20 protein-coding genes are annotated in these 26,424 nt (G+C 62.5%); 13 read left to right on the top strand and 7 right to left on the bottom strand.

The window, feature by feature from the left end; all coding sequences use genetic code 11:
* Nucleotides 1-16 precede the first annotated feature (16 nt).
* The 4 genes from FHX14_RS16185 (at nucleotide 17) to FHX14_RS16170 (ending at nucleotide 5,665) form a co-directional block, all read left to right on the top strand.
* On the top strand, nucleotides 17-1,510 hold the full coding sequence (locus FHX14_RS16185; RefSeq protein ID WP_184377781.1) for a glycosyltransferase family 39 protein: 1,494 nt from the start codon (nucleotides 17-19) through the stop codon (nucleotides 1,508-1,510).
* A gap of 138 nt (nucleotides 1,511-1,648) precedes the next feature.
* Nucleotides 1,649-2,665: a glycosyltransferase family 2 protein gene (locus FHX14_RS16180; RefSeq protein ID WP_184377780.1), complete on the top strand. Its 1,017-nt coding sequence runs from the start codon at nucleotides 1,649-1,651 to the stop codon at nucleotides 2,663-2,665.
* A gap of 12 nt (nucleotides 2,666-2,677) precedes the next feature.
* A complete protein-coding gene (locus tag FHX14_RS16175; RefSeq protein ID WP_184377779.1) occupies nucleotides 2,678-4,177 on the top strand; it encodes a glycosyltransferase family 39 protein in 1,500 nt (499 codons plus the stop codon).
* On the top strand, nucleotides 4,178-5,665 hold the full coding sequence (locus FHX14_RS16170; protein ID WP_012557091.1) for a glycosyltransferase family 39 protein: 1,488 nt from the start codon (nucleotides 4,178-4,180) through the stop codon (nucleotides 5,663-5,665).
* 6 nt (nucleotides 5,666-5,671) lie between these two features.
* On the opposite strand, the gene FHX14_RS16165 is transcribed toward FHX14_RS16170, so the two are convergent.
* Nucleotides 5,672-7,039 carry an aspartate aminotransferase family protein gene (locus FHX14_RS16165; protein ID WP_184377778.1) on the bottom strand — a complete coding sequence of 456 codons (1,368 nt, stop codon included), beginning with the start codon at nucleotides 7,037-7,039 and terminating at the stop codon, nucleotides 5,672-5,674.
* Nucleotides 7,040-7,119: 80 nt separating this feature from the next.
* On the opposite strand from FHX14_RS16165, the gene FHX14_RS16160 reads away from it, so the two are divergent.
* Complete coding sequence (locus FHX14_RS16160) at nucleotides 7,120-8,472, top strand: glutamine synthetase family protein (protein ID WP_184377925.1); 1,353 nt, start codon at nucleotides 7,120-7,122, stop codon at nucleotides 8,470-8,472.
* 19 nt (nucleotides 8,473-8,491) lie between these two features.
* On the opposite strand, the gene FHX14_RS16155 is transcribed toward FHX14_RS16160, so the two are convergent.
* Nucleotides 8,492-9,436: a diacylglycerol kinase family protein gene (locus FHX14_RS16155; RefSeq protein ID WP_184377777.1), complete on the bottom strand. Its 945-nt coding sequence runs from the start codon at nucleotides 9,434-9,436 to the stop codon at nucleotides 8,492-8,494.
* A gap of 301 nt (nucleotides 9,437-9,737) precedes the next feature.
* Between FHX14_RS16155 and FHX14_RS16150 the strand changes: the two genes are divergently transcribed.
* The gene (locus FHX14_RS16150) at nucleotides 9,738-10,955 is read left to right on the top strand and encodes an MFS transporter (RefSeq protein ID WP_003587645.1); all 1,218 of its coding nucleotides are present in this window, start codon (nucleotides 9,738-9,740) and stop codon (nucleotides 10,953-10,955) included.
* On the opposite strand, the gene FHX14_RS16145 is transcribed toward FHX14_RS16150, so the two are convergent.
* Complete coding sequence (locus tag FHX14_RS16145) at nucleotides 10,874-11,329, bottom strand: helix-turn-helix domain-containing protein (RefSeq protein ID WP_003587647.1); 456 nt, start codon at nucleotides 11,327-11,329, stop codon at nucleotides 10,874-10,876. The genes FHX14_RS16150 and FHX14_RS16145 overlap by 82 nt on opposite strands.
* A 104-nt stretch (nucleotides 11,330-11,433) precedes the next feature.
* On the opposite strand from FHX14_RS16145, the gene FHX14_RS16140 reads away from it, so the two are divergent.
* Both FHX14_RS16140 and mgtE read left to right on the top strand, forming a co-directional pair.
* Nucleotides 11,434-12,447, top strand: a complete 1,014-nt coding sequence (locus FHX14_RS16140) for a zinc-binding alcohol dehydrogenase family protein (RefSeq protein WP_003587649.1) — start codon at nucleotides 11,434-11,436, stop codon at nucleotides 12,445-12,447.
* Between the two features lie 285 nt (nucleotides 12,448-12,732).
* A complete protein-coding gene (mgtE, locus tag FHX14_RS16135; protein WP_184377776.1) occupies nucleotides 12,733-14,106 on the top strand; it encodes a magnesium transporter in 1,374 nt (457 codons plus the stop codon).
* 31 nt (nucleotides 14,107-14,137) lie between these two features.
* Here mgtE and FHX14_RS16130 read toward each other — a convergent pair whose 3' ends face one another.
* A complete protein-coding gene (locus tag FHX14_RS16130) occupies nucleotides 14,138-14,659 on the bottom strand; it encodes an Lrp/AsnC family transcriptional regulator (protein ID WP_184377775.1) in 522 nt (173 codons plus the stop codon).
* Nucleotides 14,660-14,754: 95 nt separating this feature from the next.
* Between FHX14_RS16130 and FHX14_RS16125 the strand changes: the two genes are divergently transcribed.
* Nucleotides 14,755-15,660 (top strand): DMT family transporter, encoded by a 906-nt coding sequence (locus tag FHX14_RS16125; protein ID WP_184377774.1) that lies wholly within the window; start codon nucleotides 14,755-14,757, stop codon nucleotides 15,658-15,660.
* Between the two features lie 82 nt (nucleotides 15,661-15,742).
* On the opposite strand, the gene FHX14_RS16120 is transcribed toward FHX14_RS16125, so the two are convergent.
* Together FHX14_RS16120 and FHX14_RS16115 are read right to left on the bottom strand one after the other, a co-directional pair.
* A complete protein-coding gene (locus FHX14_RS16120) occupies nucleotides 15,743-16,357 on the bottom strand; it encodes a L,D-transpeptidase (protein ID WP_003587654.1) in 615 nt (204 codons plus the stop codon).
* A 137-nt stretch (nucleotides 16,358-16,494) separates the two neighbouring features.
* Nucleotides 16,495-18,159 carry an electron transfer flavoprotein-ubiquinone oxidoreductase gene (locus FHX14_RS16115; protein ID WP_184377773.1) on the bottom strand — a complete coding sequence of 555 codons (1,665 nt, stop codon included), beginning with the start codon at nucleotides 18,157-18,159 and terminating at the stop codon, nucleotides 16,495-16,497.
* 248 nt (nucleotides 18,160-18,407) lie between these two features.
* On the opposite strand from FHX14_RS16115, the gene FHX14_RS16110 reads away from it, so the two are divergent.
* Nucleotides 18,408-19,196, top strand: a complete 789-nt coding sequence (locus FHX14_RS16110; RefSeq protein WP_003587656.1) for an SDR family oxidoreductase — start codon at nucleotides 18,408-18,410, stop codon at nucleotides 19,194-19,196.
* 120 nt (nucleotides 19,197-19,316) lie between these two features.
* Here FHX14_RS16110 and FHX14_RS16105 read toward each other — a convergent pair whose 3' ends face one another.
* Entirely contained in the window at nucleotides 19,317-20,198 is an 882-nt protein-coding gene (locus FHX14_RS16105) for an aminoglycoside phosphotransferase family protein (protein ID WP_184377772.1), read from the bottom strand.
* 292 nt (nucleotides 20,199-20,490) lie between these two features.
* Here FHX14_RS16105 and FHX14_RS16100 point away from each other — a divergent pair, with 292 nt between their 5' ends.
* The 3 genes from FHX14_RS16100 to FHX14_RS16090 all read left to right on the top strand — a co-directional run bounded on the left by FHX14_RS16100 (nucleotide 20,491) and on the right by FHX14_RS16090 (nucleotide 26,422).
* Nucleotides 20,491-21,798 carry an efflux RND transporter periplasmic adaptor subunit gene (locus FHX14_RS16100; protein ID WP_184377771.1) on the top strand — a complete coding sequence of 436 codons (1,308 nt, stop codon included), beginning with the start codon at nucleotides 20,491-20,493 and terminating at the stop codon, nucleotides 21,796-21,798.
* A complete protein-coding gene (locus tag FHX14_RS16095; protein ID WP_054181724.1) occupies nucleotides 21,795-24,914 on the top strand; it encodes an efflux RND transporter permease subunit in 3,120 nt (1,039 codons plus the stop codon). Before FHX14_RS16100 ends, FHX14_RS16095 begins: the two co-directional genes overlap by 4 nt.
* A 215-nt stretch (nucleotides 24,915-25,129) precedes the next feature.
* Nucleotides 25,130-26,422, top strand: a complete 1,293-nt coding sequence (locus FHX14_RS16090; protein WP_179613426.1) for an Hsp70 family protein — start codon at nucleotides 25,130-25,132, stop codon at nucleotides 26,420-26,422.
* The last annotated feature ends 2 nt before the right edge of the window (nucleotides 26,423-26,424 follow it).

The raw sequence follows: 26,424 nt of genomic DNA, 5'->3' as shown, positions 1-26,424 counted from the left end.
CTTGACGTGGAGATCGATGTTGGAGCGGATTACCAGAAACATTCCGAGCGCGAGCCTCTTTCTGGCAGCCTATTTCCTGCTCAATATCGCGCTTCGCATCGCCTTGCCGCATACGCTCGATCTCGACGAGGCTGAGCAATCCTTCTACTCACAATACCTGCTTGCCGGCTACGGCCCGCAGCCGCCCTTCTACAACTGGATACAATATGCCATCGTTTCGGTGACCGGCATATCGATGTGGGTGCTCTCGGTTCCCAAGAACATCATTCTCTTCGGCTGCTATGTGTTCTACGGGCTTGCCGCCCGCGAGGTGCTGAAGAACCGTTCGCTGGCAGCCGTCGCCATGCTGAGCCTGATTACGCTGCCGCAGGTGGGTCTGATGGCGCAGCGCGAATTGACCCATACCGTCGCCCTCTTGTTTGCGACCTCGCTCTTCCTCTTCGGTTTTTTCCGCACGCTGCGGCAGCCGACGATTACAAGCTTCCTCGTCATCGGCATCGCCACCGGCATTGGGCTGATCTCGAAATATAATTTCGCCATCCTGCCGGCCGCAGCCTTCATCGCCGTGCTGCCGGACCGGGAGTGGCGCAGCCGTCTCATCGACTGGCGTTTGCTGCCGGCGATCGTCGTCGCCATCCTGATCGTGCTTCCGCATGCGCTCTGGCTGCCCGACAATCTCCTCAGCGCGTCTCAGCCGACGCTGGAGCGGATGACCGCCGAACATGTGGCGCCTGCCGGCATCCCCCGTATCGGGCAGGGACTGTTATCTCTCATCATCGCCATCCTCGGCTTCGTCGCATTGCCGATCGTTCTGCTTGCAGCAGCCTTCCGGCGGGATTTCTTTCGGGCGCTCTCCTGCTCCAGCCCGATGATCCGGGTGATCGAGCGGATGATGCTCGTCAGCCTGTTCGCTTTCGTCGGTGTAATCCTCGTCGCCGGCGCAAGCGATATCCACGAGCGCTGGCTCGACCCCTGCCTGCTCGTCCTGCCGATCTATCTGTTCCTGAAACTGAAAAACGCAGATGTCGATCTTTCCGCCGGCCTTGCGCGCTTCCGGCCCGTCGTGCCGGTGTTCATGGTCATCATCCTGTCGATCCTTCTCTTCCGGATCATCGGCATTCAATACATCGGCACCTATACGAGAACGAACGTCCCCTTTGCCGGCTACGTCGCCGAACTGACCGCGACCCGCAAGCCGGTTCTCATCGTGGCTGGGACAAAGTTCGTCGCCGGCAATATGAGGCTTCAACTACCCGATGTTCCGGTGGTGATACCGTTCTTCCCGGGTTCCGGGGTTCCCGAATATGCGACTGCGAAGGGGCCGGTGCTGGTTATCTGGCGCGGAGAGACCGCCGATGACCCGACAATCTCTCCCGGTTTTGCTAACGATCTCATGAGATCGGGCATTCATCTGCAGGAATTGAACACGTTGACGCTGCCCTATCTCTTCGGTGACGGCAAACACAGTTTCTCCATCGGTTATTCCTGGGTGGAGGGAGGCGCGAAATAGCGTTCCCACAGGTCAGCCGATTGCGGGGAAACCGGCATTGCCGGCTGGCAACCGGTGGACACTTCATGTACTAGCCTTCCGCAAGTGCGGCGGCGGCAGTAAGGATTGCCTGGCCGTCCGGCCTTTTGGAGATGAAAGTTGCAGACAACCGTTGAGCCCATGCGCGGTACGAATGATCCGGTACAATCGCTCGAGCTGTCGCTGGTCGTGCCGATTTTCAACGAAGAGGATAGCGTCGGCCCGCTCGTCGAGCGTGTCGTGGCTGCGATGGCCGGCTATCCCCATGGCTGGGAGCTGATCCTCATCGACGACGGCAGCACGGATGCGACGCTCGTCAACGCCCGCAAATTCGTCGGACGCGAAGGGCTGACGCTCAGGATCGTCGAGCTGCAGCGCAACTTCGGCCAGACTGCCGCCATGCAGGCCGGTATCGACACCGCCCAGGGCCGCCTGATCGCAACGATGGACGGCGACCTGCAGAACGATCCGAAGGACATTCCTTCGATGGTCGCCGAATTGGAACGGCGTGAACTCGACCTCCTGGTGGGATGGCGCAAGAACCGCAAGGACGGTCTGTTCTTGCGCAAGATTCCCTCCTGGTGCGCCAATTACCTGATCGGCCGGATCACCGGCGTCAAGCTGCACGATTACGGCTGCAGCCTGAAGATCTACCGCGCCTCGATCATCAAGCAGGTGAAGCTGATGGGCGAAATGCACCGCTTCATACCGGCCTGGGTGGCCGGCGTCGTCCCGAGTTCGCGTATCGGCGAGATGGCCGTCACCCACCATGCCCGCGAACACGGCGTTTCGAAATACGGTATTTCGCGCACCTTCCGCGTCATCCTCGACCTGCTGTCGGTGATGTTCTTCATGCGCTACAAGGCACGGCCCGGGCATTTCTTCGGCTCGCTCGGTCTCGGCCTCGGCGCGGTCGCCATGCTGATCCTCCTCTATCTCGGCTTCGACAAGTTCATCATGGGCAACGACATCGGCACGCGCCCGATGCTGATGGTCGGCGTCGTGCTGCTGCTGTCGTCGGTACAGATGATCACCACCGGCATCCTGGCGGAGATGATCGCGCGCACCTATTACCGAGACGACGCCTCTCCGAATTATATCGTGCGGCAGATCTTCGACGATCGAAGCCAAGCCTAAGCCGGCAGCACGATGCTGGAGCGCGCGACGAGGACGATCAAAACCGCGGGCCTGCTGCTTGCGGCCTATTTCGTGCTCAACATCGTGCTGCGCATCGCGCTTCCGCATTCGCTGGAGCTCGACGAGGCAGAGCAATCCTTCTTCTCGCAATATCTGCTGGCGGGCTACGGCCCGCAGCCGCCCTTCTACAACTGGATGCAATACGCCGTCGTTTCGGTGACGGGCATGTCGATCGGTGCGCTGATCGTGCCGAAGAACATCCTGCTTTTCCTGTGCTACCTCTTTTACGGCCTTGCCGGGCGCGAAGCCTTGAAGGATCAGGCGCTTGCCGCCGTCGGCATGCTGGCGCTGATCACCCTGCCCCAGGTATCCTTTATGGCCCAGCAGGATCTGACCCACACGACGGCGCTGCTCTTTGCCAGCGCATTGTTTCTCTACGGCTTCTTCCGCACCCTCGACCGGCCCGATGTCGGCAGCTATCTGCTGCTCGGGCTTGCCACAGGCATCGGCCTGATCTCGAAATATAATTTCGCGCTGATGCCGGCCGCGGCCTTGATCGCCATCCTGCCGGATGCCGAATGGCGGCGCAGGGCGTTCGACTGGCGCATGCTGGCGGCGATCACCGTCGCGCTCGTCATCATCCTGCCGCACGCGATCTGGCTGCGGGACAATCTCGCATTCGCCTCCTCCGATACTCTGGTCAAGATGGCGGCCGGCAACGAACCGGCCGGCATCGCGCGAGCCGGCAAAGGCCTCATCGCCTTCGTTGTCGCCATCATCGCCTTTGCGGCCCTGCCGGTCGCCATCTTTGCCGCCTCCTTCCGCCGGGATTTTGTCCGTGCTCTTTCGGCCGGCAACCGCTGGACCGGGATGATGGAGCGGATGATGCTCGCAAGCCTCGCCGGCATCGTTCTCATCGTGCTTTTCACCGGTTCCACTACTGTGCGCGAGCGCTGGCTCGACCCGTTCCTGCTGGTGCTGCCGATCTATTTCCTGGCGAAGATGCAGGCGGCCGGCATCGACCTTTCCGCCGGCTTGCGCCGCCTCCGGCCGGTGCTGCCGGTGCTGATGGCCTGCGTGCTGATCGCACTCGGCCTGCGCGTGGTCGGCGCCGGGCTGATCGGCGTCTATAGCAGGCCGAACGTGCCGATGGCGGGCCTTTCCCGCAAGATGACGCGGCAGGCGGAACCGGTGCTGGTGATCGCCTCGGACACCTATATCGGCGGAAACATGCGGCTGCAATTTCCCGATGTGCCGGTGGTCATTCCGGATTTCCCGGCACCGGGCATATCAGCCTATGCCGAGGCCAAGGGGCCGGTGCTCATCGTCTGGCGCGGCAAGAAGACAGCGACGGCCGCCGATGCGGTCATGCCGGAACGGTTTTCGTCGGCACTGGCAGCGGCAGGCATCACGCCGCAGGAGATCGGCTCGCTGTCGCTTCCCTATTATTTCGGCCGCCAGGGCGACAATTTCGCGCTCGGTTACGCCTGGGGTCAGCCGGGGACCAGATAGATGACCGAAACCGACAGCCGCGACATCCGCTGGATTTTCCTCCTGCTGGCCGCCTATTTCGTGCTCCAGATCGGCGTGCGGCTGGCGACCTCGCATTCACTCGACCTCGACGAAGCCGAACAGGCCTTCCGCTCGCAATGGCTTGCCGCCGGCTACGGCCCGCAGCCGCCCTTCTACAACTGGCTTCAATACACCGTCTTCCAATTTACAGGCGTCTCGCTTGCAGCACTTTCTCTCGTGAAGAACCTTCTGCTGTTCATGTCCTACCTGCTCTATGGCCTGACCGCGCGTCTCCTGCTGCGCGACAAGGCGCTGGTGGCGATGGCGACGCTCGGGCTGCTGACGATCCCGCAGATGGCTTTCGAGATGCAGCGCGACCTCACGCATACGGTCGCGGTGTTCTTCTCGGCCAGCATCTTCTTTTGCGGCTTCATCCGCAGCCTGAAGCAGCCAAGCCTTGGCTCCTATCTGATCGCCGGCATCGGCATCGGCTTCGGGCTGCTCGCCAAATATAATTTCGCGATCCTGCCGGCGGCGGCGCTGATTGCCGCACTGGCGGATGCGCGTTGGCGAGCGCGGATCTTCGATTGGCGGCTGGTACTGACCGCTGTCGTGGCGCTGATCATCGTCCTGCCGCATCTCTTCTGGCTGAAGGACAATCTCGATTTCGCCACCGCCCGCACGCTGGAGAAGATGACCGCGAGCGGCGATGCGAGCTATCTCATGCAGGTGGCGATGGGGGTCAGCTCGCTTGCTCTCGCCATCATCAGCTTTGCCGGATTGACGGTGGCGGTCTTTGCCATCGTCTTCGGCAAGAGCCTTCGTCCGGCGCTCACCGCCGGCTCGGAATGGACGCGGCTTATCGAGCGGATGATGCTCGTCTTCCTCATCGGCATTCTATTTCTGATCGTCTTCGGTGGCGCGGCCGGCATCAAGGATCGCTGGCTGGTGCCCATGCTCTTCATCCTGCCGCTCTATTTCTGCCTGAAGATCGAGGCCGCCGGCGTCACGACAGGCCGGGCCTTCCGGCGTTTCATGGTCGCCGTCGCCATCATCATGATCGGCGTGCCGGCCGCCCTTTACGGCAGCGTCGCGGCCGCACGCTTCACCGGTCATTACGAACGATTGAACAGGCCCTATGCCACGATGCTGGAAAACCTGCGCAAACAGGCCGAGCCGATGGCGATCCTAGCCGGCGACAGCCTGCTTGCCGGCAATCTCCGGCAGGATATTCCCGGCGTGCCGGTCCTCTCCGTCGATTATCCCGGCTTCCATCCGGATCTTGCCGGCCGGCGACCGCTTCTCCTGGTCTGGCTGATACCGCCGAAGGGCGGCAGCGAAGCACTCCCGCCGGCCATGGCCCAATGGCTGCAAGCCAATCTCGGCGCCTCCGCGCCTGAGGGATTGGTGATCGACGTGCCCTATTTCTATCAGCGCGGCGAGGACCGCTACCGATTCGGCTATGCTTGGATCAACCAGCCAGGCTGAGCGCAGTCACGATTTCAGCTCCTTCCAGGCCAAGTCCAGCGCCAGCCTGGTAATCCTTGCCATCTCGTCCACCTCCCCATGGCTGATGACGAGCGGTGGCGAGGCGAGCATGCGGTCGCCGGTTGCGCGCAGCACGAGGCCGTTGGCGAGCGCGTGGTTGCGCACCAGGGCACCGATCTGATCGGGTTTGTCAAAACGGCGGCGCGTGCTCTTGTCGGCGGCAAGCTGCAGGCCGCCCATCAGGCCGATGCTCTCGGCCTCGCCGACCAGTTCATGGTCGGCGAGTGCTGCCCAGGCCTTGCCGAAATAGGGGCCAATATCGTCACGCACGCGTTCGACCAGTTTCTCCTCCTCGATGATGCGCAGATTTTCCAGGGCGGCGGCCGCGCAGACCGGATGACCGGAATAGGTGAAACCGTGATTGAACTCGCCGACCTCGTTGATCAGCACATCGGCGATGCGGTCGCTGACGAGGACGCCGCCGATCGGCAGGTAGCCGGAGGACAGCCCCTTGGCGATCGGCGCGAGATCCGGCTCGACGCCGAAATGCTGGTGGCCGAACCAGGCGCCCAGCCGGCCGAAACCGCAGATCACCTCGTCGGTCACCAGCAAGATATTGCGCGCCTTGCAGATGCGGTCGATCTCCGGCCAGTAGGTCTCCGGCGGGATGATGACGCCGGCAGCGCCCTGCACCGGCTCGGCGACGAAGGCCGCGACATTCTCCTCGCCGAGCTCGTCGATCTTCGCCTCGAGCTCGCGGGCGATCTTGAGGCCGAATTCATCAGCCGAGAGATCGCCGCCCTCGCCGTACCAGTAGGGCTGGCCGATATGGACGATGCCTGGGATCGGCAGGTCGCCCTGCTCATGCATGTATGTCATGCCGCCGAGGCTGGCGCCGGCGACGGTCGAACCGTGATAGCCGTTCTTCCTGGCGATCACGATCTTCTTCGACGGCTTGCCGACGGCGCTCCAGTAGACGCGGGCCATGCGGAACCAGGTGTCGTTCGCCTCCGAGCCGGAGCCGGTGAAGAAGATATGGTTGAAACGTTCTCCGGCATGGGAGGTGACCTTCTGGGCAAGCAGTGTCGCCGGCGCCGAACTCGTGCCGAAGAAGGTGTTGTAATAGGGCAGCTCGTTCATCTGTCTTGCGACGGCGTCAGTGATCTCCCGGCGGCCGTAGCCGATATTGACGCACCAGAGGCCGGCGAAGCCGTCGAGATATTTCCTGCCGTGATTGTCGAAGATATGAACGCCCTCGCCGCGCTGAATGATGCGCGTGCCATCGGCATTCAGCTTCTTCATGTCGGCGAAGGGATGCAGATGGTGTGCGGCGTCGATCGCGGCAAGGTTCGAGGGCGGGTAAGTATCGGACATAAGGTGAAGACCCTCGCGGATTGAAAGGCTGCTATCGATGGGATAGGAGCTTGGCCTTGTCCCGGAGGATTTTCAAGGTCATGGCGAGCGACAGGATGGACGGCAAGGCCGAGGGCGACGACCCGCGTTTCGAGATCCTGATCGTCGGCATGAACGGCGATCTGCGCGGCAAGCAGCTTCCATCAGGCGCCGAAGGCAAGGTCTGGGCCGGCGAGATCCGACTGCCGACCTCGACGCAATCGCTCGACATCTGGGGCGACGACAATGACGACATTACCGGCCTGTCGCTGACGATCGGCGACCCCGACGGCATGGTCGTTGCCGACCGGCGCAGCCTGGCGCCGATGCCCTGGGCGCCGGAGGGTTCGATGCAGGTGCTTGCCACCATGCATGAATTCGACGGCAGCCCGAGCTTCATGGACCCGCGCGCCATCCTGGCTTCGGTGGTCGAGCGCTATCGCGTGCGCGGTCTGACGCCTGTCGTCGCCACCGAGCTGGAATTCTACGTAATATCCGGCGACTGGCGCGAGACCGGGCGCCCTTCCCCGCCGGAAAGCCTCACCTATCGTGGCGAGCCGAACGGTTTCCAGCTCTACGATATGAGCGCCGTCGATGCGCTCGACGGCTATCTCAAGACGCTGAGAGCCTATGCCAAGGCGCAGGGACTGCCGGCGGATGCGACGACGGCGGAATTCGGCCCCGGCCAGTTCGAGGTCAACCTACTGCATCGCCCCGATGCGCTCGCCGCCGCCGACGACTGCCTCTACCTCAAGCGCATCGCTGAACAGGCGGCGCGCCGCCACGGGCTGAAATCGACCTGCATGGCCAAGCCCTATTCCGACCATGCGGGCTCCGGCCTGCATGTGCATGCAAGCGTCATCGACAGCCAAGGCCGCAACATTCTCGATGCCAAGGGCGGCGAACCGACGCGGCTGAAATCGGTGACGGCAGGCCTGCTCGACACGATGCGCGCGGCGCAGCTGATCTTCGCCCCCTTCGCAAATTCCTATCGCCGCTTCCAGCCGGGCTCCTTTGCCCCTGTCGATCTCACCTGGGGCAGCGGCCATCGCGGCACAGCGATCCGCATACCCGACAAGGACGGGCCGGCCGCCCGCATCGAGCACCGCGTCGCCGGCGCCGATGCCAATCCCTATCTGCTGCTGGCGGCGATCCTCGGCGGCATGCTGCTTGGCCTCGACAGCGAACTCGACCCCGGCGAGGAAACGACGCCCGCCCACACGCCTGCCGATACGACACGGCTGACGCATGATTTCCTCAGCGCCGTCGAGACCTTCCGCGCCTCGCCCTTCATCGCCGACATCTTCGGCGCACGCTATCAGGCGCTCTATGGCGACACCAAGCGCAAAGAAGCGCTTGCGCATCTGCGCACCGTCTCGGATTTCGATTACCGCACCTATTTGCCGCGGCTCTAAAACTTACGCCGCGGCCGACTTACGCGGCGGGCTCGCGCCGTTCGGCCTCATCCACCTGCGCCGCCAGCCCCTGCTTGACCAGAACCTTCAACTCGCCCGGATGCAGCCGGATCGAGACATTGCGTTCGAGCGGCAGCAGTTCGCCGTCCATCACGCAATTGGCCTTGGAGCGCAGCTTCGGAAAATGCAGGTGCACTTCGGCCGGGTGCATCACCATGACGTCGGCGTTTTCGCGGACCTTGCCGCGCAGCATGTCGATGGCGAGGCGGGCGACACCGAGGGGCTTTAGCGGATTTGCGGTATAGAAGCCGAGTTCGCCGGTTCTGAGATTATCGGCATAGAGCAGCGCGTTCTCGCCGAAAGGATTGTTGGAGACCGAGATTGCCGACACCCAGCGGCGCTCCCGCATGCCGGCCGCCTCGAACTCGACTTCGAATTCCGGCGGATTGAACACGACACCCAAAGCCGCCTTCGTGCTCGCCCGGATCTTGCCCAGCCGGGAACGATAGCTGTAGGCGTTGCGGTAGCGCACCATGCGGGCGTGCAGGCCGGCGGAAAACTGGTGGATGAAGGGGCGGCCGTTGGCGCTGGCAATATCGACATTGTCGATCTCGCCTGATGCAAGCACATCGAGCGCCTGCCAGATATCGAGCGGCACGCGCAGCGAGCGAGCAAAAAGGTTCATGGTGCCGGCCGGCACGACGCCGAGCGCAATGCCGTTCTTCCAGGCGATCGATGCCGCGGCTGAAATCGTGCCGTCGCCGCCGCCGGCGACGATGCCGTCGATATCGTCACGCTTGGCAGCCCGCTCCATGGCGGGAATGATCTCCTCTCCGGAGAAGACGATGGCGTCGAAATCATGCCCCGCGTCGCGGAACGCCTCCTCCGCCCTCTTTTCGTAGGCCAGCATGTCGGTGGTCCTGAAGGTGCCGCCGTCGCGATTGAAAAAGCCTACAAGCTTCATAAGGGCTCCCGTCCCTGGCGCGGAATTGGTCCTGCCTTTGCCTTGAGATGGTTGCGGCATTCGCGATTTCAAGCGCATGCGCCTTTCTGAGGGAATGACAGAAATGCAAATATTGCAACGGACATATGCACATAGCAGGACGCTGCACTGCGAAAAATGCACTCGACGCCTGCCCGCCCATCACCGATAGATCAGATATCGGAGAGATCGTCTCCACTTCCCGCCCTATACCACGATCGCCTCGCGGCCGCGCTTGCGCCTCAGGCCATTGCCAAGCAGAAAACCGTCCCGAGGAGCGCTCATGAGTGAGATCGCCATCAATGATTCCATCGGAAGCCAGCCGGATGACGAGCTGCCGTCGGCAACGACCGTCGCCCTGGTTCAGCTGGCGCTCGCCTGCGGCGGCTTCGGCATCGGCACCGGCGAATTCGCGATCATGGGGCTGCTGCCGAATGTCGCCGACACCTTCTCGGTGACGACGCCGCAGGCCGGCTACGTCATCAGCGCCTATGCGCTCGGCGTCGTCATCGGCGCACCCGTTATCGCCGTGCTCGCCGCGAAAATGGCGCGCCGCACCCTGCTGCTCACACTGATGCTGATCTTTGCCGCCGGCAATATCTTCAGCGCCATGGCGCCGACCTTCGAAACCTTCACGCTGCTGCGCTTCGTCAGCGGGCTGCCGCATGGCGCCTATTTCGGTGTCGCGGCGCTGGTCGCCGCCTCGATGGTGCCGGTGCATCGTCGCGCACGGGCCGTCGGCCGCGTCATGCTCGGCCTGACCGTCGCGACGCTTCTCGGCACGCCCTTGACGACATTCTTCGGCCAGTCCCTCGACTGGCAGATCGCATTTTTCTCCGTCGGTGTGCTCGGCCTTTTGACCGTGGTGCTGATCTGGTTCTACGTTCCCCAGGACAGGGTTTCCGAAGAGGCAAGCTTCCTGCGCGAACTCGGCGCCTTCCGCCGGCCGCAGGTGTGGTTGACGCTCGGCATCGCCGCCGTCGGCTACGGCGGCATGTTTGCGATGTTCAGCTATATCGCCTCGACGACGACCGAAGTGGCGATGCTGCCGGAAACCGCCGTTCCGATCATGCTGGTGCTCTTCGGCGTCGGCATGAATGCCGGCAATTTCATCGGCTCGTGGCTGGCCGACAAATCGCTGCTCGGCACGATCGGCGGCTCACTCGTCTACAATATCGTCGTGCTGACCACCTTCTCGCTGACCGCCGCCAACCCCTATATGCTCGGTCTCTCGGTCTTCCTGGTCGGCTGCGGTTTTGCCGCCGGCCCGGCGCTACAGACCCGGCTGATGGATGTCGCCGCCGATGCGCAGACGCTTGCCGCCGCCTCCAACCATTCCGCCTTCAACATCGCCAATGCGATCGGCGCCTGGCTCGGCGGCCTCGTCATCGCCTGGGGTTACGGTTTCGCCGCCACCGGTTATGTCGGCGCAGCACTTTCCTTCCTCGGCCTGTTCGTCTTCGCCGCCTCCGCACGGCTGGAGCGCCGCGCCGGCGCATAAATCCCGTCTGAAGCCATACGCAGCTCACGCCCTTCAGGGCTGCAGAAGACGTAATCGTCGCCCCAGGCGGCGAGCGCGTCGACGACCGGCTTCAGCGTCATGCCGAGCGGCGTCATCGCATAATCGACATGCGGCGGCACGACGGGATAGACAGTGCGCGACACCAGCCCGGACTGTTCCAGTTCCCGCAGTTGCTTGGTCAGCATGCGCTGGGTGACGGCCGGCAGCTTGCGGCGCAGTTCATTGAAGCGCAGCGTGCCCTGCATCAGGTGAAAGAGGATCACCCCCTTCCATTTGCCGTCGAGAAAACCCAGCGTCGCCTCCACAGGGCAACCGGGGAAATTCTTGATAAATTTGGCGCGGGGCAACGACATTTTTACAGTATCCTTTTTGGTACTATGTACAGAATTTGTGCATTCTTGCGCTGTTTCATCATAGTGCGCATTTAGCCTCCGTGCAAAGAACACAGGAGTTTGCCATGCGCGCCGTTGCCTACAATAGCCCACAACCCATTACCGCCGAGACCTCGCTGATCGATATCGAGCTGCCGATGCCGGAAGCCCGAGGCCACGACCTGCTGGTCGAGATCAAGGCCGTTTCCGTCAATCCAGCCGATGTCAAAATCCGCGCTCATGTGGCGCCGCCCACGGACGAGCCAAGGGTATTGGGCTGGGATGCCGCCGGCATCGTCAAGGCCGTCGGCGCCGACGTCACCCTGTTCAAGCCCGGCGACCAGGTGTTCTACTCGGGCGCCCTCGCCCGCTCCGGCACCAATGCCGAATTCCATCTCGTCGACGAGCGCATCGTCGGCGCCAAGCCGAAGAGCCTCGATTTCGCCGCCGCTGCAGCGCTGCCGCTGACCACGATCACCGCCTATGAGGCGCTGTTCGATCGGCTGAAGGTGCAGGATCCGGTTTCGGGTGCGGCGCGCTCCATCCTCATCATCGGCGGCGCTGGCGGCGTCGGCTCGATCGCCATCCAGATCGCTCGGGTGCTGACCGATCTCACCGTCATTGCCACGGCGTCGCGGCGTGAAACGCAGGACTGGGTGAAGGATCTCGGCGCCCATCACGTCATCGACCATTCCAGCCCGATCGCGCCGCAGGTGGCAGCGCTCGGCATCGGCGCCCCGGGCTTCATCTTCTCGACGACGAACACCGACCTCCATATCGGCGACATCGTCGAAGTCATCGCGCCGCAGGGCCGCTTCGCATTGATCGACAATCCGAAGACCCTCGATGTCGTGCCCTTCATGCGCAAGAGCGCCTCTATCCACTGGGAGCTGATGTTTACCCGTCCGCTCTTCGAAACGCCCGACATGATCGAGCAGCACAGGCTGTTGAACAGGATTTCCGAGCTCGTCGACGCCGGCAGGATCCGCACGACACTTTCCGAGACCATCGGCCCGATCAATGCGGCGAACCTGAAGAAAGCGCATGCGATGGTTGAAACGGGCCGGATGAAGGGCAAGGCGGTGCTTGCCGGGTTCTGAGACCCGGTCGCCCGTGCAAATACCTCTCCTGAAATGTCGCATCGCGAGGTGCGACATTCTGGCGTTAAGCATTTCTCCCGCTTGACTTATTCCGCGTTCGGGACCACCTAGCATGACACGTGGATGACACTTGTCTTCCACGGATTTTAACGGAGCCATCACTCAGATGCCAAGCGACAGTAGCAGTCGATTGCCTTTGCCGTACGCGGCCCTCGTGCGCTGACCGACTCCTGTCGGCTCGCCCGTTCGGGACGCTACGGCGGATCGACGGAAAGGCGAGCCTCAATGAACATCAATCGCTTCCCACTTCGGGCAGGCCATGCCGCCCGTGCCTTCATCAACAACAGCCGCGGTGCAACGATCGCCGAACGCGTCGATGCGTTGAACGCGCTGACCGCCCAGGATGCCGGCCGCGTGCTGACCGGCATGCCGCTCGACTATGCCGTCAATATTCTCGACCGGCCGGAGCTTCGCAACGCCGCGCAGATCCTGGCGCTGATCAGTGCCGAAGAGGCCGCACGGCTGCTGCACGGCATGTCCAACGACCGTGTCGCCGACGTGCTGCTCGAACTCGACGGCGAGACCCGCGCCCGGCTGTTTGCCAGCCTCGACGAACCGGTGCGCATCGCGATCCAGCACCTGATGGGCTATCCGCCGCGCACGGCGGGCGGCATCATGACGACGGAGTTCGTCAGCGTGCCGGTAAACTGGACGGTTGCCCAGACACTCGACCATGTGCGCCAGGTCGAACGCTCGCGCGAGACCGTCTATGCGATCTATGTGCTCGACGAGATCAGCCATGCGCTCATGCATGTGGTAACGCTGCGCCGCCTCATCACCGGCGAGCCTGATGCTTCCATCCTCACGGTGGCGCAGAAGGGCACGCCGGTTTCGGCCGATCCGCTGATGAAGCAGGAGGATGTCGCCCGGCTGATCCGCAAACACGACCTGCTCGCCCTGCCGGTCACCGACGAGCAAGGGCAGATGCTCGGCATCGTCACCGTCGACGATGTGATCGACACGATGATCTCGGATACGACAGAAGCGGCCCAGAGGTTCGGCGGCATGGAGGCGCTCGGCCAGCCCTATATGAAGATCGGCTTTGCCGGCATGATCCGCAAGCGCGCCGGCTGGCTCGCTGCTCTGTTCCTCGGCGAGATGCTGACGGCAAGCGCCATGCAGCATTTCGAAGGCGAGCTGGAAAAGGCCGTGGTGCTGACGCTGTTCATCCCGCTGATCATGAGCTCGGGCGGCAATTCCGGCTCGCAGGCGACCTCGCTGATCATCCGGGCCTTGGCGCTCGGCGAGCTGAAGCTTTCGGACTGGTGGAAGGTGCTGCTGCGCGAACTTCCCACAGGCATCGTGCTCGGCGCGATCCTCGGCCTCGTCGGCTTCATTCGCATCGTCTTCTGGCAGTCGGCCGGGCTTTACGACTACGGCCCGCACTGGCAAATGGTCGCCATCACGGTATTTGCCGCGCTGATTGGGATCGTCACCTTCGGCTCGATCTGCGGCTCGATGCTGCCCTTCCTGCTGCAGAAGCTCCGGCTCGATCCGGCCAGCGCCTCGGCCCCCTTCGTCGCGACGCTCGTCGACGTCACCGGGCTCGTCATCTACTTCTCGGTGGCCCTGCTCATCCTCAGCGGAACGCTATTGTAGCACCCGCAAATGGCAACAAGCCCGAGAGGATTTATTTTCCCTCGGGCAGCTTCAACGGCCCATGTGTCTTGATGCTGCGGATGGCGAAGTTGGAGCGGATGTCGCTGACATTCGGCAGGGTCAGCAGCGTTTCTGTCAGAAGCCGCTCGTAGGCGGCGAGATCCTCCACCACCACTTCGGCGAGGAAATCGGCCGTGCCCGAAATCAGGAAGCAGGAGACGATCTCGGGGATGGCGAGCAGCGCCTTTTGCTGCGCCTCGGAATTCTCGCGGCTGTGATGGACGACCTTGAACTCGACGAAGACAGTCAGGCCGAGCCCGACTTCCTTACGGTCGATATCGGCGGTGTAGCCGCGGATGATGCCGGAGCGTTCGAGATTGCGGATACGGCGCAGGCAGGGCGACGGCGAAAGGTTCACCTTCTCGGCGATCTCGACATTGGTCGCCCGCGCATCCTCCTGCAGGCACTTCAGGATGGCGATATCGAATTTATCGAGATTTGGCATTTTCGCGATTCCCGTTGGCGTCATTTGGCAGAAGATTGCGCGTAGCATGATTTTTGAGCCAGAGATAGCAAGGACATGCCCTGCCCTCTCGGACTAATCTTTTCCTCGACCGGAACGCTCCGGATGAAGGAAAGGACAGGACGATGAGCACCATTGCATTTACGAACGACAAGTCGCCATCGCAGGCACTGGGTTATGCCGGCGGCACCGTTACCGTCCTGATTTGGGCGACATGGTTTCTTGTCACCCGCCACAGCGCCGCAACGCCGCTCGGCTCGATCGACATCGGGCTGATCCGCTTCGGAATTCCCGCACTGGTGCTTTCGCCTGTCTGGCTGAAGACCGGGCTGCTGCCGAAGTCGATGCCACTGCATCTGCTGGCGATCATGGTGTCCGGCTCGGGCGCCGTCTTCTTCCTGCTGACCACCCTGGCAATTCATTCGACGCCGGCTGCCTCGTCAGGCATCCTGCTCGGCGGCTCGATGCCGCTCGCCGCGGCACTGATCGGCATCGTGCTGTTTGGCGAAAGACCCGATACCACCCGCATCGCCGGGCTTGCCGCGATCGTCGGTGGCGTGCTCGTCCTGCTCACGCACAGCCTTGCAGATGCCTCGCTGCCATGGACGAGCTTTCTGCTGCTCCCGGCCGGCGCTGTTCTCTGGGCGAGCTATACGCATGCCTTCCGCCGCTCGGGCCTGACGGCCGTGCAGGCAAGCGCGCTGATCGCCGTCTGGTCCTTCCTGATCATGGGCGTGCTTGCCCTCATCTTCGGCATCTCGCTGCCGCAGGCGCCTCTCCCGGAAATCGGCCTGCAGGTGCTGAGCCAGGGCATTCTTTCCGGCCTCGTCGCCATGCTGGCCTACGGCACCGCCGTCAGAACCCTCGGTGGAACTCAGGCCGCCGCCTTCACGGCGCTGACGCCGGTGCTGGCAACGCTGGGTGGCGGCTTCCTGCTTGGTGAACCGATCGGACTGTCGGAAATCAGCGCCGCCGTGATCACCGGCATCGGCGTGGCACTTTCCACCGGGATCGCCGCCCGGCACCGCTGACCGCCAGTCGGACCCAACAAAGTCGAAAGCCGCCGACAGCCATCGCTGCGGCGGCTTTTTCAATGAACGTGATTTGGACCGCTCACGCCTGGATGACGACGACCCTGGCGCCGACTTCGACGCGGCTATAGAGGTCGATCACGTCGTGGTTCATCATGCGGATACAGCCGCTCGACATGGCCAGACCGATCGATTGCGGCTGGTTGGTGCCGTGAATGCGGAAATGCGTGTCGCCGCCGCCGCGATAGAGATACATGGCGCGTGCGCCGAGCGGGTTGTTCGGGCCGCCCGGCATGCCGCCGGCGAGCTTGCGATAGCGCTCTTCGCGGCGCTGCATGTTTTCGGTGGGCGTCCAGCTCGGCCACTCCGCCTTGCGGCCGATATAGGCGTTGCCGGCAAAGGCCAGTCCCTCGCGACCGACGCCGACGCCGTAACGCACCGCCCTGCCGTCGCCGAGGACGTAGTAGGCGCGGCGCGCAGGAGTATCGACGACCACCGTGCCGGCTGCATGGGTGGTTTCATAAGCCACTTCCTGGCGGCGGAGTTCCGGCTTGATCTTGTCGATCGGCACCTGCTTCAACGGGAATTTTTCATCCGGAAGTGCGGCATAATTCGTCTGGCTGTTGAGACCGGTCGAAGAGCAGCCGGCGACAAAAAGCGGCAGAGCGATCAGGAAGCCCCGGCGGGAGATCGTCATGAAATGTGTCCTTAGTGCGTCAACAAGATGTCGCAAGCTAAGAAGATTATGGTTAACGAACGGCTAACGACCGCCCTCCGCAAGTAATCACGAAGGCGTCAGCACGTAAAAATTGTCGGCGGTGGGGATAATCCGCCTCACATATTCGGATAGACCGGCCCCTCGCCACCCTGCGGCGGCACCCAGTTGATGTTCTGGTTGGGGTCCTTGATGTCGCAGGTCTTGCAGTGGACACAGTTCTGGGCGTTGATGACGAAGGTCTCCTGCCCGTCCTTCTCCACCCATTCATAGACGCCAGCCGGACAGTAGCGCGTCGACGGGCCGGCATAGATGTCGTGTTCCGAACGTTTCTGCAGGCCCATGTCCTTGACCTGCAGATGCACCGGCTGATCCTCCTCGTGATTGGTGTTCGACAGGAACACCGAGGACAGACGGTCGAAGGTCAGGACGCCATCCGGCTTCGGATAGGCGATCGGGTTGTGCTGTGCGGCTGGCTCCAGCGACTGCGCATCGGTCTTGCCGTGACCAAGCGTGCCGAAGAAGGAAAAGCCGAACAAGGTGTTGGTCCACATGTCGAGACCGCCGAGCGCCACGCCAAGCGCGGTGCCGAACTTCGACCATAGCGGCTTGACGTTTCTCACCCGCTTCAGATCCTTGCCGATGTCGCCCTGGCGCCATTCGTTCTCGATCTCGGTGACCTCGTCATGGCTGCGGCCGGCCTCGATCGCGGCCGCCACCTTCTCGGCCGCCAGCATGCCCGACAGCACCGCATTGTGGCTGCCCTTGATGCGGGGAACGTTGACCAGACCGGCCGAACAGCCGATCAGCGCCCCGCCCGGGAAGGAGAGCTTCGGCACCGACTGGTAGCCGCCCTCGGTGATGGCGCGCGCCCCGTAGGAGAGCCGCTTGCCGCCCTCGAAAGTGCCGCGGATCGCCGGATGGGTCTTGAAGCGCTGGAATTCCTCGAAAGGATAGAGATAGGGGTTCTTGTAGTTCAGATGGACGACGAAGCCGACCGCCACCAGATTGTCTTCGAGGTGATAGAGGAAGGAGCCGCCACCGGTCTTCATGCCGAGCGGCCAGCCGAAGGAGTGCTGCACCAGGCCCTGTTTGTGGTTCTCCGGCTTGACCTGCCAGAGCTCCTTGATGCCGATGCCGAACTTTTGCGGTTCGCGGTCCTTCTGCAGATCGAATTTGGCGATCAGCTGCTTGGCGAGCGAGCCGCGCACGCCCTCGCCGATCAGCACATATTTGCCGAGCAGCTCCATGCCGCGGGTATAGTTCGGGCCGGGCTCGCCGTTCTTCTCGATGCCCATGTCGCCGGTAGCAACGCCGATCAGCGCACCCTTGTCATCATAGAGCACTTCGGTGGCCGCAAAGCCCGGGTAGATCTCGACGCCGAGCTCCTCAGCCTTGGTAGCCAGCCAGCGACAGACGAGGCCGAGCGAGACGATGTAGTTGCCGTGATTGTTCATCAGCGGCGGCATCAAAAAATTCGGCAGGCGGATCGAGCCGGCGGGACCGAGCAGCAGGAAGTGGTCTGATTTGACCTCGGTCTTGAAGGGATGATCGGCTTCCTGGCGCCAGCCGGGCAGCAGTCGATCGATGCCGATCGGATCGACGACGGCGCCTGAGAGAATATGGGCGCCGACTTCAGAGCCCTTCTCGAGCACGACGACCGACAGTTCCGGATTGACCTGCTTCAGCCGGATCGCCGCCGAAAGACCGGCCGGACCTGCGCCGACGATCACCACGTCGAATTCCATGCTCTCGCGTTCGGGCAACTCAGTCGTCTCGGTCATTCACTCGTCTCCGCTTGGCGGCACGCGGCCGTCATCCTCATAAGCACTTTCTTGTCAAAACGAGAAAGCATTGTCGAGCCGGGATACGACAGCCAATCTTCAATTCGCACAATGATATGCCTTGTGCGTGGAAATTATATAACGCTTACGTCAACGTCAATTGGCAAACGCCGCCAAACCGATCACGCTCCCTTTCCTTTTCCGCCGCGTGCGCCTTATACATCGATCGAAGAATTTGGAGGACAATCATGGATCTCGGCATCGAAGGCAAACGGGCGCTCATCCTCGCCTCCTCGCGCGGGCTTGGCCTCGGCATCGCCGTAGCGCTGGCGCGCGAAGGCACCAACGTGCTGCTTTGCGGACGCAGCGGCGACCAGTTGGAAGCCAATTGCAAGGCGATCAACAGCGAAGGCAAAGGCCGTGCCGACTGGATCTGGGCCGACCTCGGGGATGAACGCTTCGTCGAAACAGTGACAAGCGCGGTGAAGGAGAAGTTCGGCGGGCTCGATATCCTCGTCAACAATACCGGCGGGCCAACACCCGGCACGACCGAGGATATGACGGGTGAAAAGCTCGAGACCTATTTCCTCTCGATGGTCGCCCGCGTCATCACGCTGACCAATGCGCTGCTGCCCGGCATGAAGGCACAGGGCTGGGGTCGCATCCTGACGGTCGCCTCCTCAGGCGTGATCGAACCGATCGCCAATCTGGCGCTGTCGAATACGCTGCGCCCGGCGCTTGCCGGCTGGAGCAAGACACTTGCCTCCGAAGTGGCGGGCTTCGGCGTTACCACCAACCTGCTCTTGCCGGGCAGCATCCTGACGGGCCGCCTCGACGATCTCGACGGCGCGGCGGCAAAGCGGACGGGCAAGAGTCTCGAAGAAATCCGCACCGACAAGGAAGCGCGCATTCCGGTCGGCCGCTACGGCCGGGTGGAGGAATTTGCCGCAGCGGCTGCCTTCCTGTGCAGCCAGCCGGCAAGCTACATCACCGGCTCACTGATCCGCTGCGACGGCGGCGCAGCCCGATCCGTCTAGAACAGGATGATTTTAGGCCCAGTTGGCCTAAAATCTGAATCCTGTTCTCAATTAAAGAGTTAGAGCATGATGTTGTCCGAAAACCGCGCACACTTTTCGGCATCATGCTCTGACAGTATTTCAGCCGGCGTGAGCCGCTATGGCCGCCCAACTTGCGGCATTTTGGACCATTGATCCGACATGGGCCGGATCGTCGGCAAGCTCGGCGAGCTCGGACAAACGGTGGAAGCCCGTCAGGATCGCGATGCGCCGCCGGTCGAGCCTGCGTCCGGTCAGCATTTCATAGGCCGATATGATGCGGGCGGTCAGATCGGGCGAGATGAAGTTCGAGTAGATGAATTCCTGGTGCAGCGGCCCGAAGCCCGAATCGGCGAAATCGTAAATGCCGTTGAGCCTTCCCTGCGCGTGATTGAAGGCCATGTTCCAGCCATGTCCGTCGAAGAAGCCGTAGATGTTGCCATGGGGATCGGGCGGCAAGGCTTCGAAATCGGCAATCAGGGCCTCGGCAAAACTCCTGATCTCGGGCGGCAACAGCGGCAAAGCCTTTTCTCTCACCGTCTCGGGCGATTGCCAGGGCTGGATCGGCGCAGCACCTGCCGAGCGCATGCGATCGGCATCGAGCACATGCAGCTCGGCGTAAAAGCGCGCCAGATCATCCGCAAGGTGCTGACGATTGCCTTCGCCAAGCGCATCGTAATCTTCGGCAATGAGATGTTCGCCGTCGATCTTGGCGTGGCTGGAGAAGATCGGCGGCCCGTCGTGAATGCGCATGTCGGGAACCGCCATCGACAGCGACGGCCTGATGATGTCGAGCAAGGCGGCTTCCTTCACAAGTGCTCTTTCCGCGCCTGAATGGCGGGGAAATTTGAAGATCAGCGTGTCGTCGACGTCGACGGCAAGCGAATCCCAGCCCTTTGCCGCCAGCTTGAAGGCGGAGCCCGTGAGTTCAGGAAACACGCTTATGATGAGAGAGCGAAATTCGCTGGCGTTCAACTCGGTCATGACGACCTGCCTTCTCTGGTTTTTTCCCGTGTTTTTCGCCGGGCAACGAACGGCACGCGGACCGATTTCGTCTTGTCGCGAACCGCCTGCCCGCCGGCCGTCAAACGGCACCGGATTACACTGGACCTATATTAGTATAATTTGAATATTACGGAATATTCATTACAAAAATTTAAGCCGTTATAACCACTTAGTGATTGCGACCCGGGAATTATGTCTTTTTTGCGCCGCAATATAAGCGGCTCAATCGGGGCATAAAAATCGCCCCCCATTCAACACCCCGGTCTCGCCCATGAAGAAATTTTGGATCACTGTCAGCGTTATCGCAGTTGCCGCCGTCGGCGTCTGGCAATTCGGGAATCTGATCCCCTATGCCTCCCGCATTCCCACCCTCTCGCAGTTCATCAAGCAGCCGGTTGGCGGCAATGGCGGGCAGCCGGCACAGGGCGATCAGGCGCAGGCCGATCAAGCGCAGAACGGTGGGCAACGTCAGGGCGGCGGGCGCAGACGCGGCGGCGGCGGCCCGACGATCGTGAAGACCGTTGCAGCCGTGAAAACGGCGCTGCCGACGGATGTGACGGCGTCCGGCTGGGCCGATGCCGACGACAACACCACCATTGCAGCGCAGGAACAGGGCCTGATCGTCAGCATCAATGGCCAGGATGGAGCGACCGTCAAAGCCGGCGACCTGATCGCCAAGCTCGACGACCGGACGGCCAAGGCCGCCGTCGACAAGGACAATGCGATGATCGTCCGGGACACGGCGACGCTTTCGGAATCCGAAACCGCGCTGGTGCGCGCGCAGGACCTCTTCGACCAGAAAGCCGGCACTCAGCAGAGCCTCGATCAGGCGAGAGCCGCCCGCGATACCGCTGCCGCCACCGTCGATGCCGATAAGGCGACGCTCGCCTCGGATCAGATCATCCTCGAAAACACCGATATCCGCGCGCCCTTCGACGGCCGGCTCGGCGATATCGCCATCAGCAAGGGGGCTTTCCTCAATGCCGGCTCGGCGATCGTCACCATCGCCAAATACGATCCGATCTATGTGAAATTCCACCTGCAGGAACGCTATCTCAGGGAATTGAAGAGCGCGCTCGCAGCCGGCCCGGTCGAGGTCAGCACGGTTCCGGCTTCTACCAAGGGGCAGGTCCGCAAGGGCGAAATCAGCTTCTACGACAACACCGTCGACACGGCCTCGGGCACGATCCTCGCCAAGGCGAAATTCGAGAATGCCTCCGGCGCGCTCTGGCCCGGCCAGTCGGTCAACATCGTCGTGCATTTCAACAATGACGAACAGCAGGTGGTGGTGCCGACCGTGGCCGTCAGCCCCGGTCCGGACGGGTTCTTCGCCTTTGTCGCCAAGGACGGCAAATCGCATCTGACGCCGGTCACCGTTGCCCGCGCCAATGGCGGCTTCACCGCCATCGCATCGGGTCTTTCGGAAGGCGACCATGTCGTCGTCGAGGGCCAGGGCCAGCTTAGCGACCAGCAGGCGATCAACGAGCAGTTCGACGAAAAGGCGCTTGATGTCGCCTCCGCCGACGCGCCTCGGCAGCCCCAGCAATCCGAGACGATCGCGGTGGGAGCTCAGCAATGATCCCGAATTTCTGTATCCAGCGCCCCGTCGCGACGACGCTGCTTGCCATCGGCGTCATTCTGGCCGGTCTTGCCGGTTACCGGCTCGTGCCCGTCGCGGCCCTGCCGCAGGTCGATTTTCCGACGATCAACGTTTCGGCGCAGCTGAGCGGCGCCTCGCCGCAGACGATGGCGACCTCGGTCGCCACACCGCTGATCAAGCAGTTCGAGACCATTCCCGGGATCACCGAAATCAGCGCATCGAGCTCGCTCGGCAGTAGCAGCATCGTGCTGCAGTTCGATCTCAACCGCGATATCGACGCCGCGGCCGCCGACGTGCAGGCGGCAATCTCGCATGCCACCCGCCAGCTGCCCGACAATCTGACGACGCCGCCGAGCTACCGCAAGACCAACCCGGCCGATGCGCCGGTCATGCTGCTCTCCGTGCAGAGCAACACCATGCCGCGCAGCAAGCTCGACGAGATCGCCGAGGACATCATCTCGCCGTCGCTGTCGACGCTTCCCGGCGTTGCCCAGGTCAGCGTTTTTGGCGCCCAGACCTATGCCGTGCGCGTCGAGGTCGATCCCAACAAGCTGCTTACCCGCGGCATCGGCATCGATACCGTCAACAAGGCGCTTGCTGCCGCCAACAGCCAGCAGCCGGTGGGAACGCTGCAGAATAATTCGCAAAGCATGACCATCACGGCGAACACGCAGCGCACCAATGCCGAACAATTCCGCTCGCTGGTCATTGCCAATCCGAACGGCGCGCCGATCCATCTCGGCGATGTCGCCGATGTGCAGGACAGCGTCGAGAACCAGTATACCGGCAGCTGGTATGACGGCCAGCGCGGCATCATCCTCGCCATCCAGCGTCAGCCGGATGCCAACACGGTCGATGTCATTGATGCGATCAACGCCAAGCTGCCGCAGCTTCACGCCGAGATCCCGCCGTCGGTGAACACCGTCGTCATGAATGACGCGGCAAAACCCATTCGCGCCGCCATTTCAGACGTGAAGTTCACGCTGTTCCTGACGATCGGCCTCGTCGTTCTCGTCATCTACCTCTTTACCGGCCATGCCACGGCAACGATCATTCCTGGGCTTGCCGTTCCGTTGTCGCTGATCTCGACCTTCGGCATGATGTATGTGCTCGGCTACAGCATCGACAACATCTCGCTCTTGGGGCTGACGCTCGCGGTGGGGCTGGTGGTCGACGACGCGATCGTCATGCTGGAAAATATCCTGCGCCATGTCGAGGAAGGCATGCCGGTGCGGGAGGCGGCGATCAAGGGGGCCGGCGAGGTCAGCTACACCATCATCTCCATGTCGGTTTCGTTGATTGCGGTCTTCATCCCGATCCTCTTGATGGGCGGCGTCGTCGGCCGCGTGTTCAACGAATTCGGCATGGTCGTCGCCATCGCCATCATCTCCTCGGCGATCGTCTCGCTGACCGTGACGCCGATGCTCGGCTCGCGTCTCTCCAACAACCACAGCCGCCCGCCGCTCCTCATCCGCATCTTCGATGCCGGCTTCGAGCGGACGCTCAACGGCTACGACAGGGCAGTCGGCTGGTGCCTGCACCATCGCCTGACGATCCTCGGGGTTTTCGTCGGCTCGGTGGCGCTGACCATCTATTTCTTCATGACGCTGCCGACGAGCTTCTTCCCGCAGGAAGATATCGGCCGGCTGACGATCAGCACCCAGGCGCGGCAGGACATTTCCTATACCGCCATGGAAGCGCTGCAGCAGCAGGCGGCAGCCGCCGTGAAGGCGAACCCGGCGGTCAACCACGTGATGTCGACGATCGGCGGCAACCCGAACAAACCGCAGAACAACGGCTCGATGTTTGTCGAACTCAAGGACAAGAAGGAGCGCCCGCCGCTTGACCAGACGTTGCGCGAGCTGCGCACGGCGATCAACAAGATCCCCGGATTGCAGGCCTTCGTGACGCCGAACCAGAGCCTGCGCTTCGGCGGCCGCCAGACCGCCAGCCAGTATCAGCTGGTTGTGCAGGCGCTCAGCGCCGATCAGACCAACCTCTGGGCCGGCAAGATCCAGGCGGCGATGCGCAGCGATCGAAGCCTGTTCACGGATGTGACCTCGGACGCCCAGAACAATGCCCTGCAAGCCAACATCGTCATCGACAGCGAGCGGGCCGCCGCCTACGGCATCGACAACGATACGCTGCGCACGACGCTGCAGGAATCCTTCAGCGGCTATGCGGCCGCGGAAATCCAGTCGACCGGCGACAGCTACGACGTCATCGTCGAATACGATACCAGCAAACCCTGGGACGACCAGAAGCTGTCGGAAATCCGTGTCATTTCCGCCAATGGCAGCCTGGTGCCGCTGTCGAACTTCGCCCATGTACAGCGCACCACCGGCCCGGTCACCATCAACCAGACGGGCCAGCTGGTTTCGACCACGGTGTCCTTCAACCTGCCGGAAGGTGTCTCGCTCAGCGATGCGACGGCAGCGATCGAGCAGATCAAGAAGGACATCAGCGTGCCGGCCGACGTCTTCACCTCCTATGGCGGCACGGCTGAAATTTTCCAGCAGTCGCAGGGCAATACGCCCTATCTGATCCTGGCGGCGGTGCTGACCATCTATGTCGTGCTCGGCGTGCTCTATGAGAGCTTTATCCATCCGCTCACCATTCTCTCCGGCCTGCCGGCCGCGGCCTTCGGCGCGCTGCTGGCATTGAAGATCATGGGCTTCGATCTGTCGATCATCGCTTTGATCGGCCTGTTGATGCTGATCGGCATCGTCAAGAAGAACGCGATCATGATGATCGACGTGGCGGTGGAGACCATGCGCACGACCGGCGAAAAGGCGACGGCGGCGATCCACGAAGCCTGCGTGCGACGTTTCCGGCCGATCATGATGACGACCTTCTGCGCCCTGCTCGGCGCCCTGCCGATCGCGCTCGGCACCGGCGCAAGCTCGGAACTGCGCCAGCCGCTCGGCATCGCCGTCGTCGGCGGCCTCATCGTCTCGCAGATGCTGACACTGTTCATCACCCCGGTCATTTTCGTCGAGATGGACCGCTTCGGCAATTTCCTCGGGCGCCTGATCGGCGGAAGCAAAGTCGAGGAGCCTGTGGTGCACGAGGCAAGGGCAATGGCTGCCGAATGATGACGGCCCTCTGAGTTCAGCATTGCCACCCCTTGCGGCGCACTTCTTTTCCCCGAGCGGGAGAAGAAGTGCGCCCGATCACATCAGCTTTTGATCCTCTTGAATGTGTCACGCCTCTGTGGCATCACCCGCCCTCCTGAATTCGGGGCGTGCTTACGTCCCTTCGCGGAGCCACGCTCCGTCTCCAACAACAATCGGCATGAAGAGGTGCGGGCATGGCTCAGGCGCTGGGTTTGGACTTTGGCACGACGAATACGGTGCTTGCCATGGCGGATGGCGGGGCGACGCGCTCGATGGCCTTCACGAGCACCGAAGGCACGGCCGACAGCATGCGCACGGCGCTTTCCTTCATGAAGGATGCGCAACTCGGCGCTTCGGCGCTGAAGGTGGAGGCGGGCCATGCGGCGATCCGCCAGTTCATCGACAATCCCGGCGAATGCCGCTTTCTGCAGTCGATCAAAACCTTTGCGGCAAGCGCGCTGTTCCAGGGCACGCTGATCTTTGCCAAGCGGCATAATTTCGAGGATCTGATGGAGGTTTTCGTCAGACGGCTGCGCAATTACGCCGGCGACAACTGGCCGTCCGACGTCAGCCGCATCGTCGCCGGCCGGCCGGTGCATTTTGCCGGCGCCAGCCCCGATCCTGATCTTGCGACCGAGCGCTACAACGAGGCGCTGTCGCGCTTCGGCTTTCCCGAAATCCACTATGTTTACGAGCCGGTCGCCGCCGCCTTCTATTTCGCGCAGAACCTGAAGCAGGACGCGACGGTGCTGGTCGCCGATTTCGGCGGCGGCACCACCGACTATTCGCTGATCCGCTTCGAGACCCACGCCGGCAAGCTGACGGCAACGCCGATCGGCCATTCCGGCGTCGGCGTCGCTGGCGACCATTTCGACTACAGGATGATCGACAACATCGTCGCGCCGCAGATCGGCAAGGGCAGCCATTTCAAAAGCTTCGACAAGATCCTTGAAGTCCCGTCCAACTACTATTCCAGCTTCGGCCGCTGGAACCAGCTGTCGATCTTCAAGACGACGCGCGAATTCGAGGATCTGAAGAAGCTGGTGCGCACCAGCCTGGAACCGGAAAAGCTCGAAATCTTCATCGACCTCATCGACCATGACGAGGGCTATCCGCTCTACCAGGCGGTGTCGGCGACGAAGATGGCGCTGTCGGCCGCCGAGGAGGCGCCTTTCGATTTCGCGCCGCTTGGCCGCGGCGGACATCGCAGCATCCGGCGCAGCGATTTCGAAGGCTGGATCGCCGAGGATCTCGCCCGCATCGAAGGCGCGCTCGACGACGTGCTCGACAAGACCAGGACGAAGCCCGGGGAGATCGACAAGGTGTTCCTCACCGGCGGCACCTCCTTCGTCCCGGCGGTTCGGCGGATCTTCACCGAACGCTTCGAGCGTAACCGGATCGAAAGCGGCGGCGAGCTGTTGTCGATTGCCCATGGTCTGGCGCTGATCGGCGAACGCGACGACATCACGCAATGGACTGTGCAATAGAG

This window comes from Rhizobium sp. BK619 (genome assembly GCF_014195245.1).
Lineage (GTDB): Bacteria > Pseudomonadota > Alphaproteobacteria > Rhizobiales > Rhizobiaceae > Rhizobium > Rhizobium acidisoli.
This window is presented reverse-complemented; position numbering and strand designations above follow the sequence as displayed.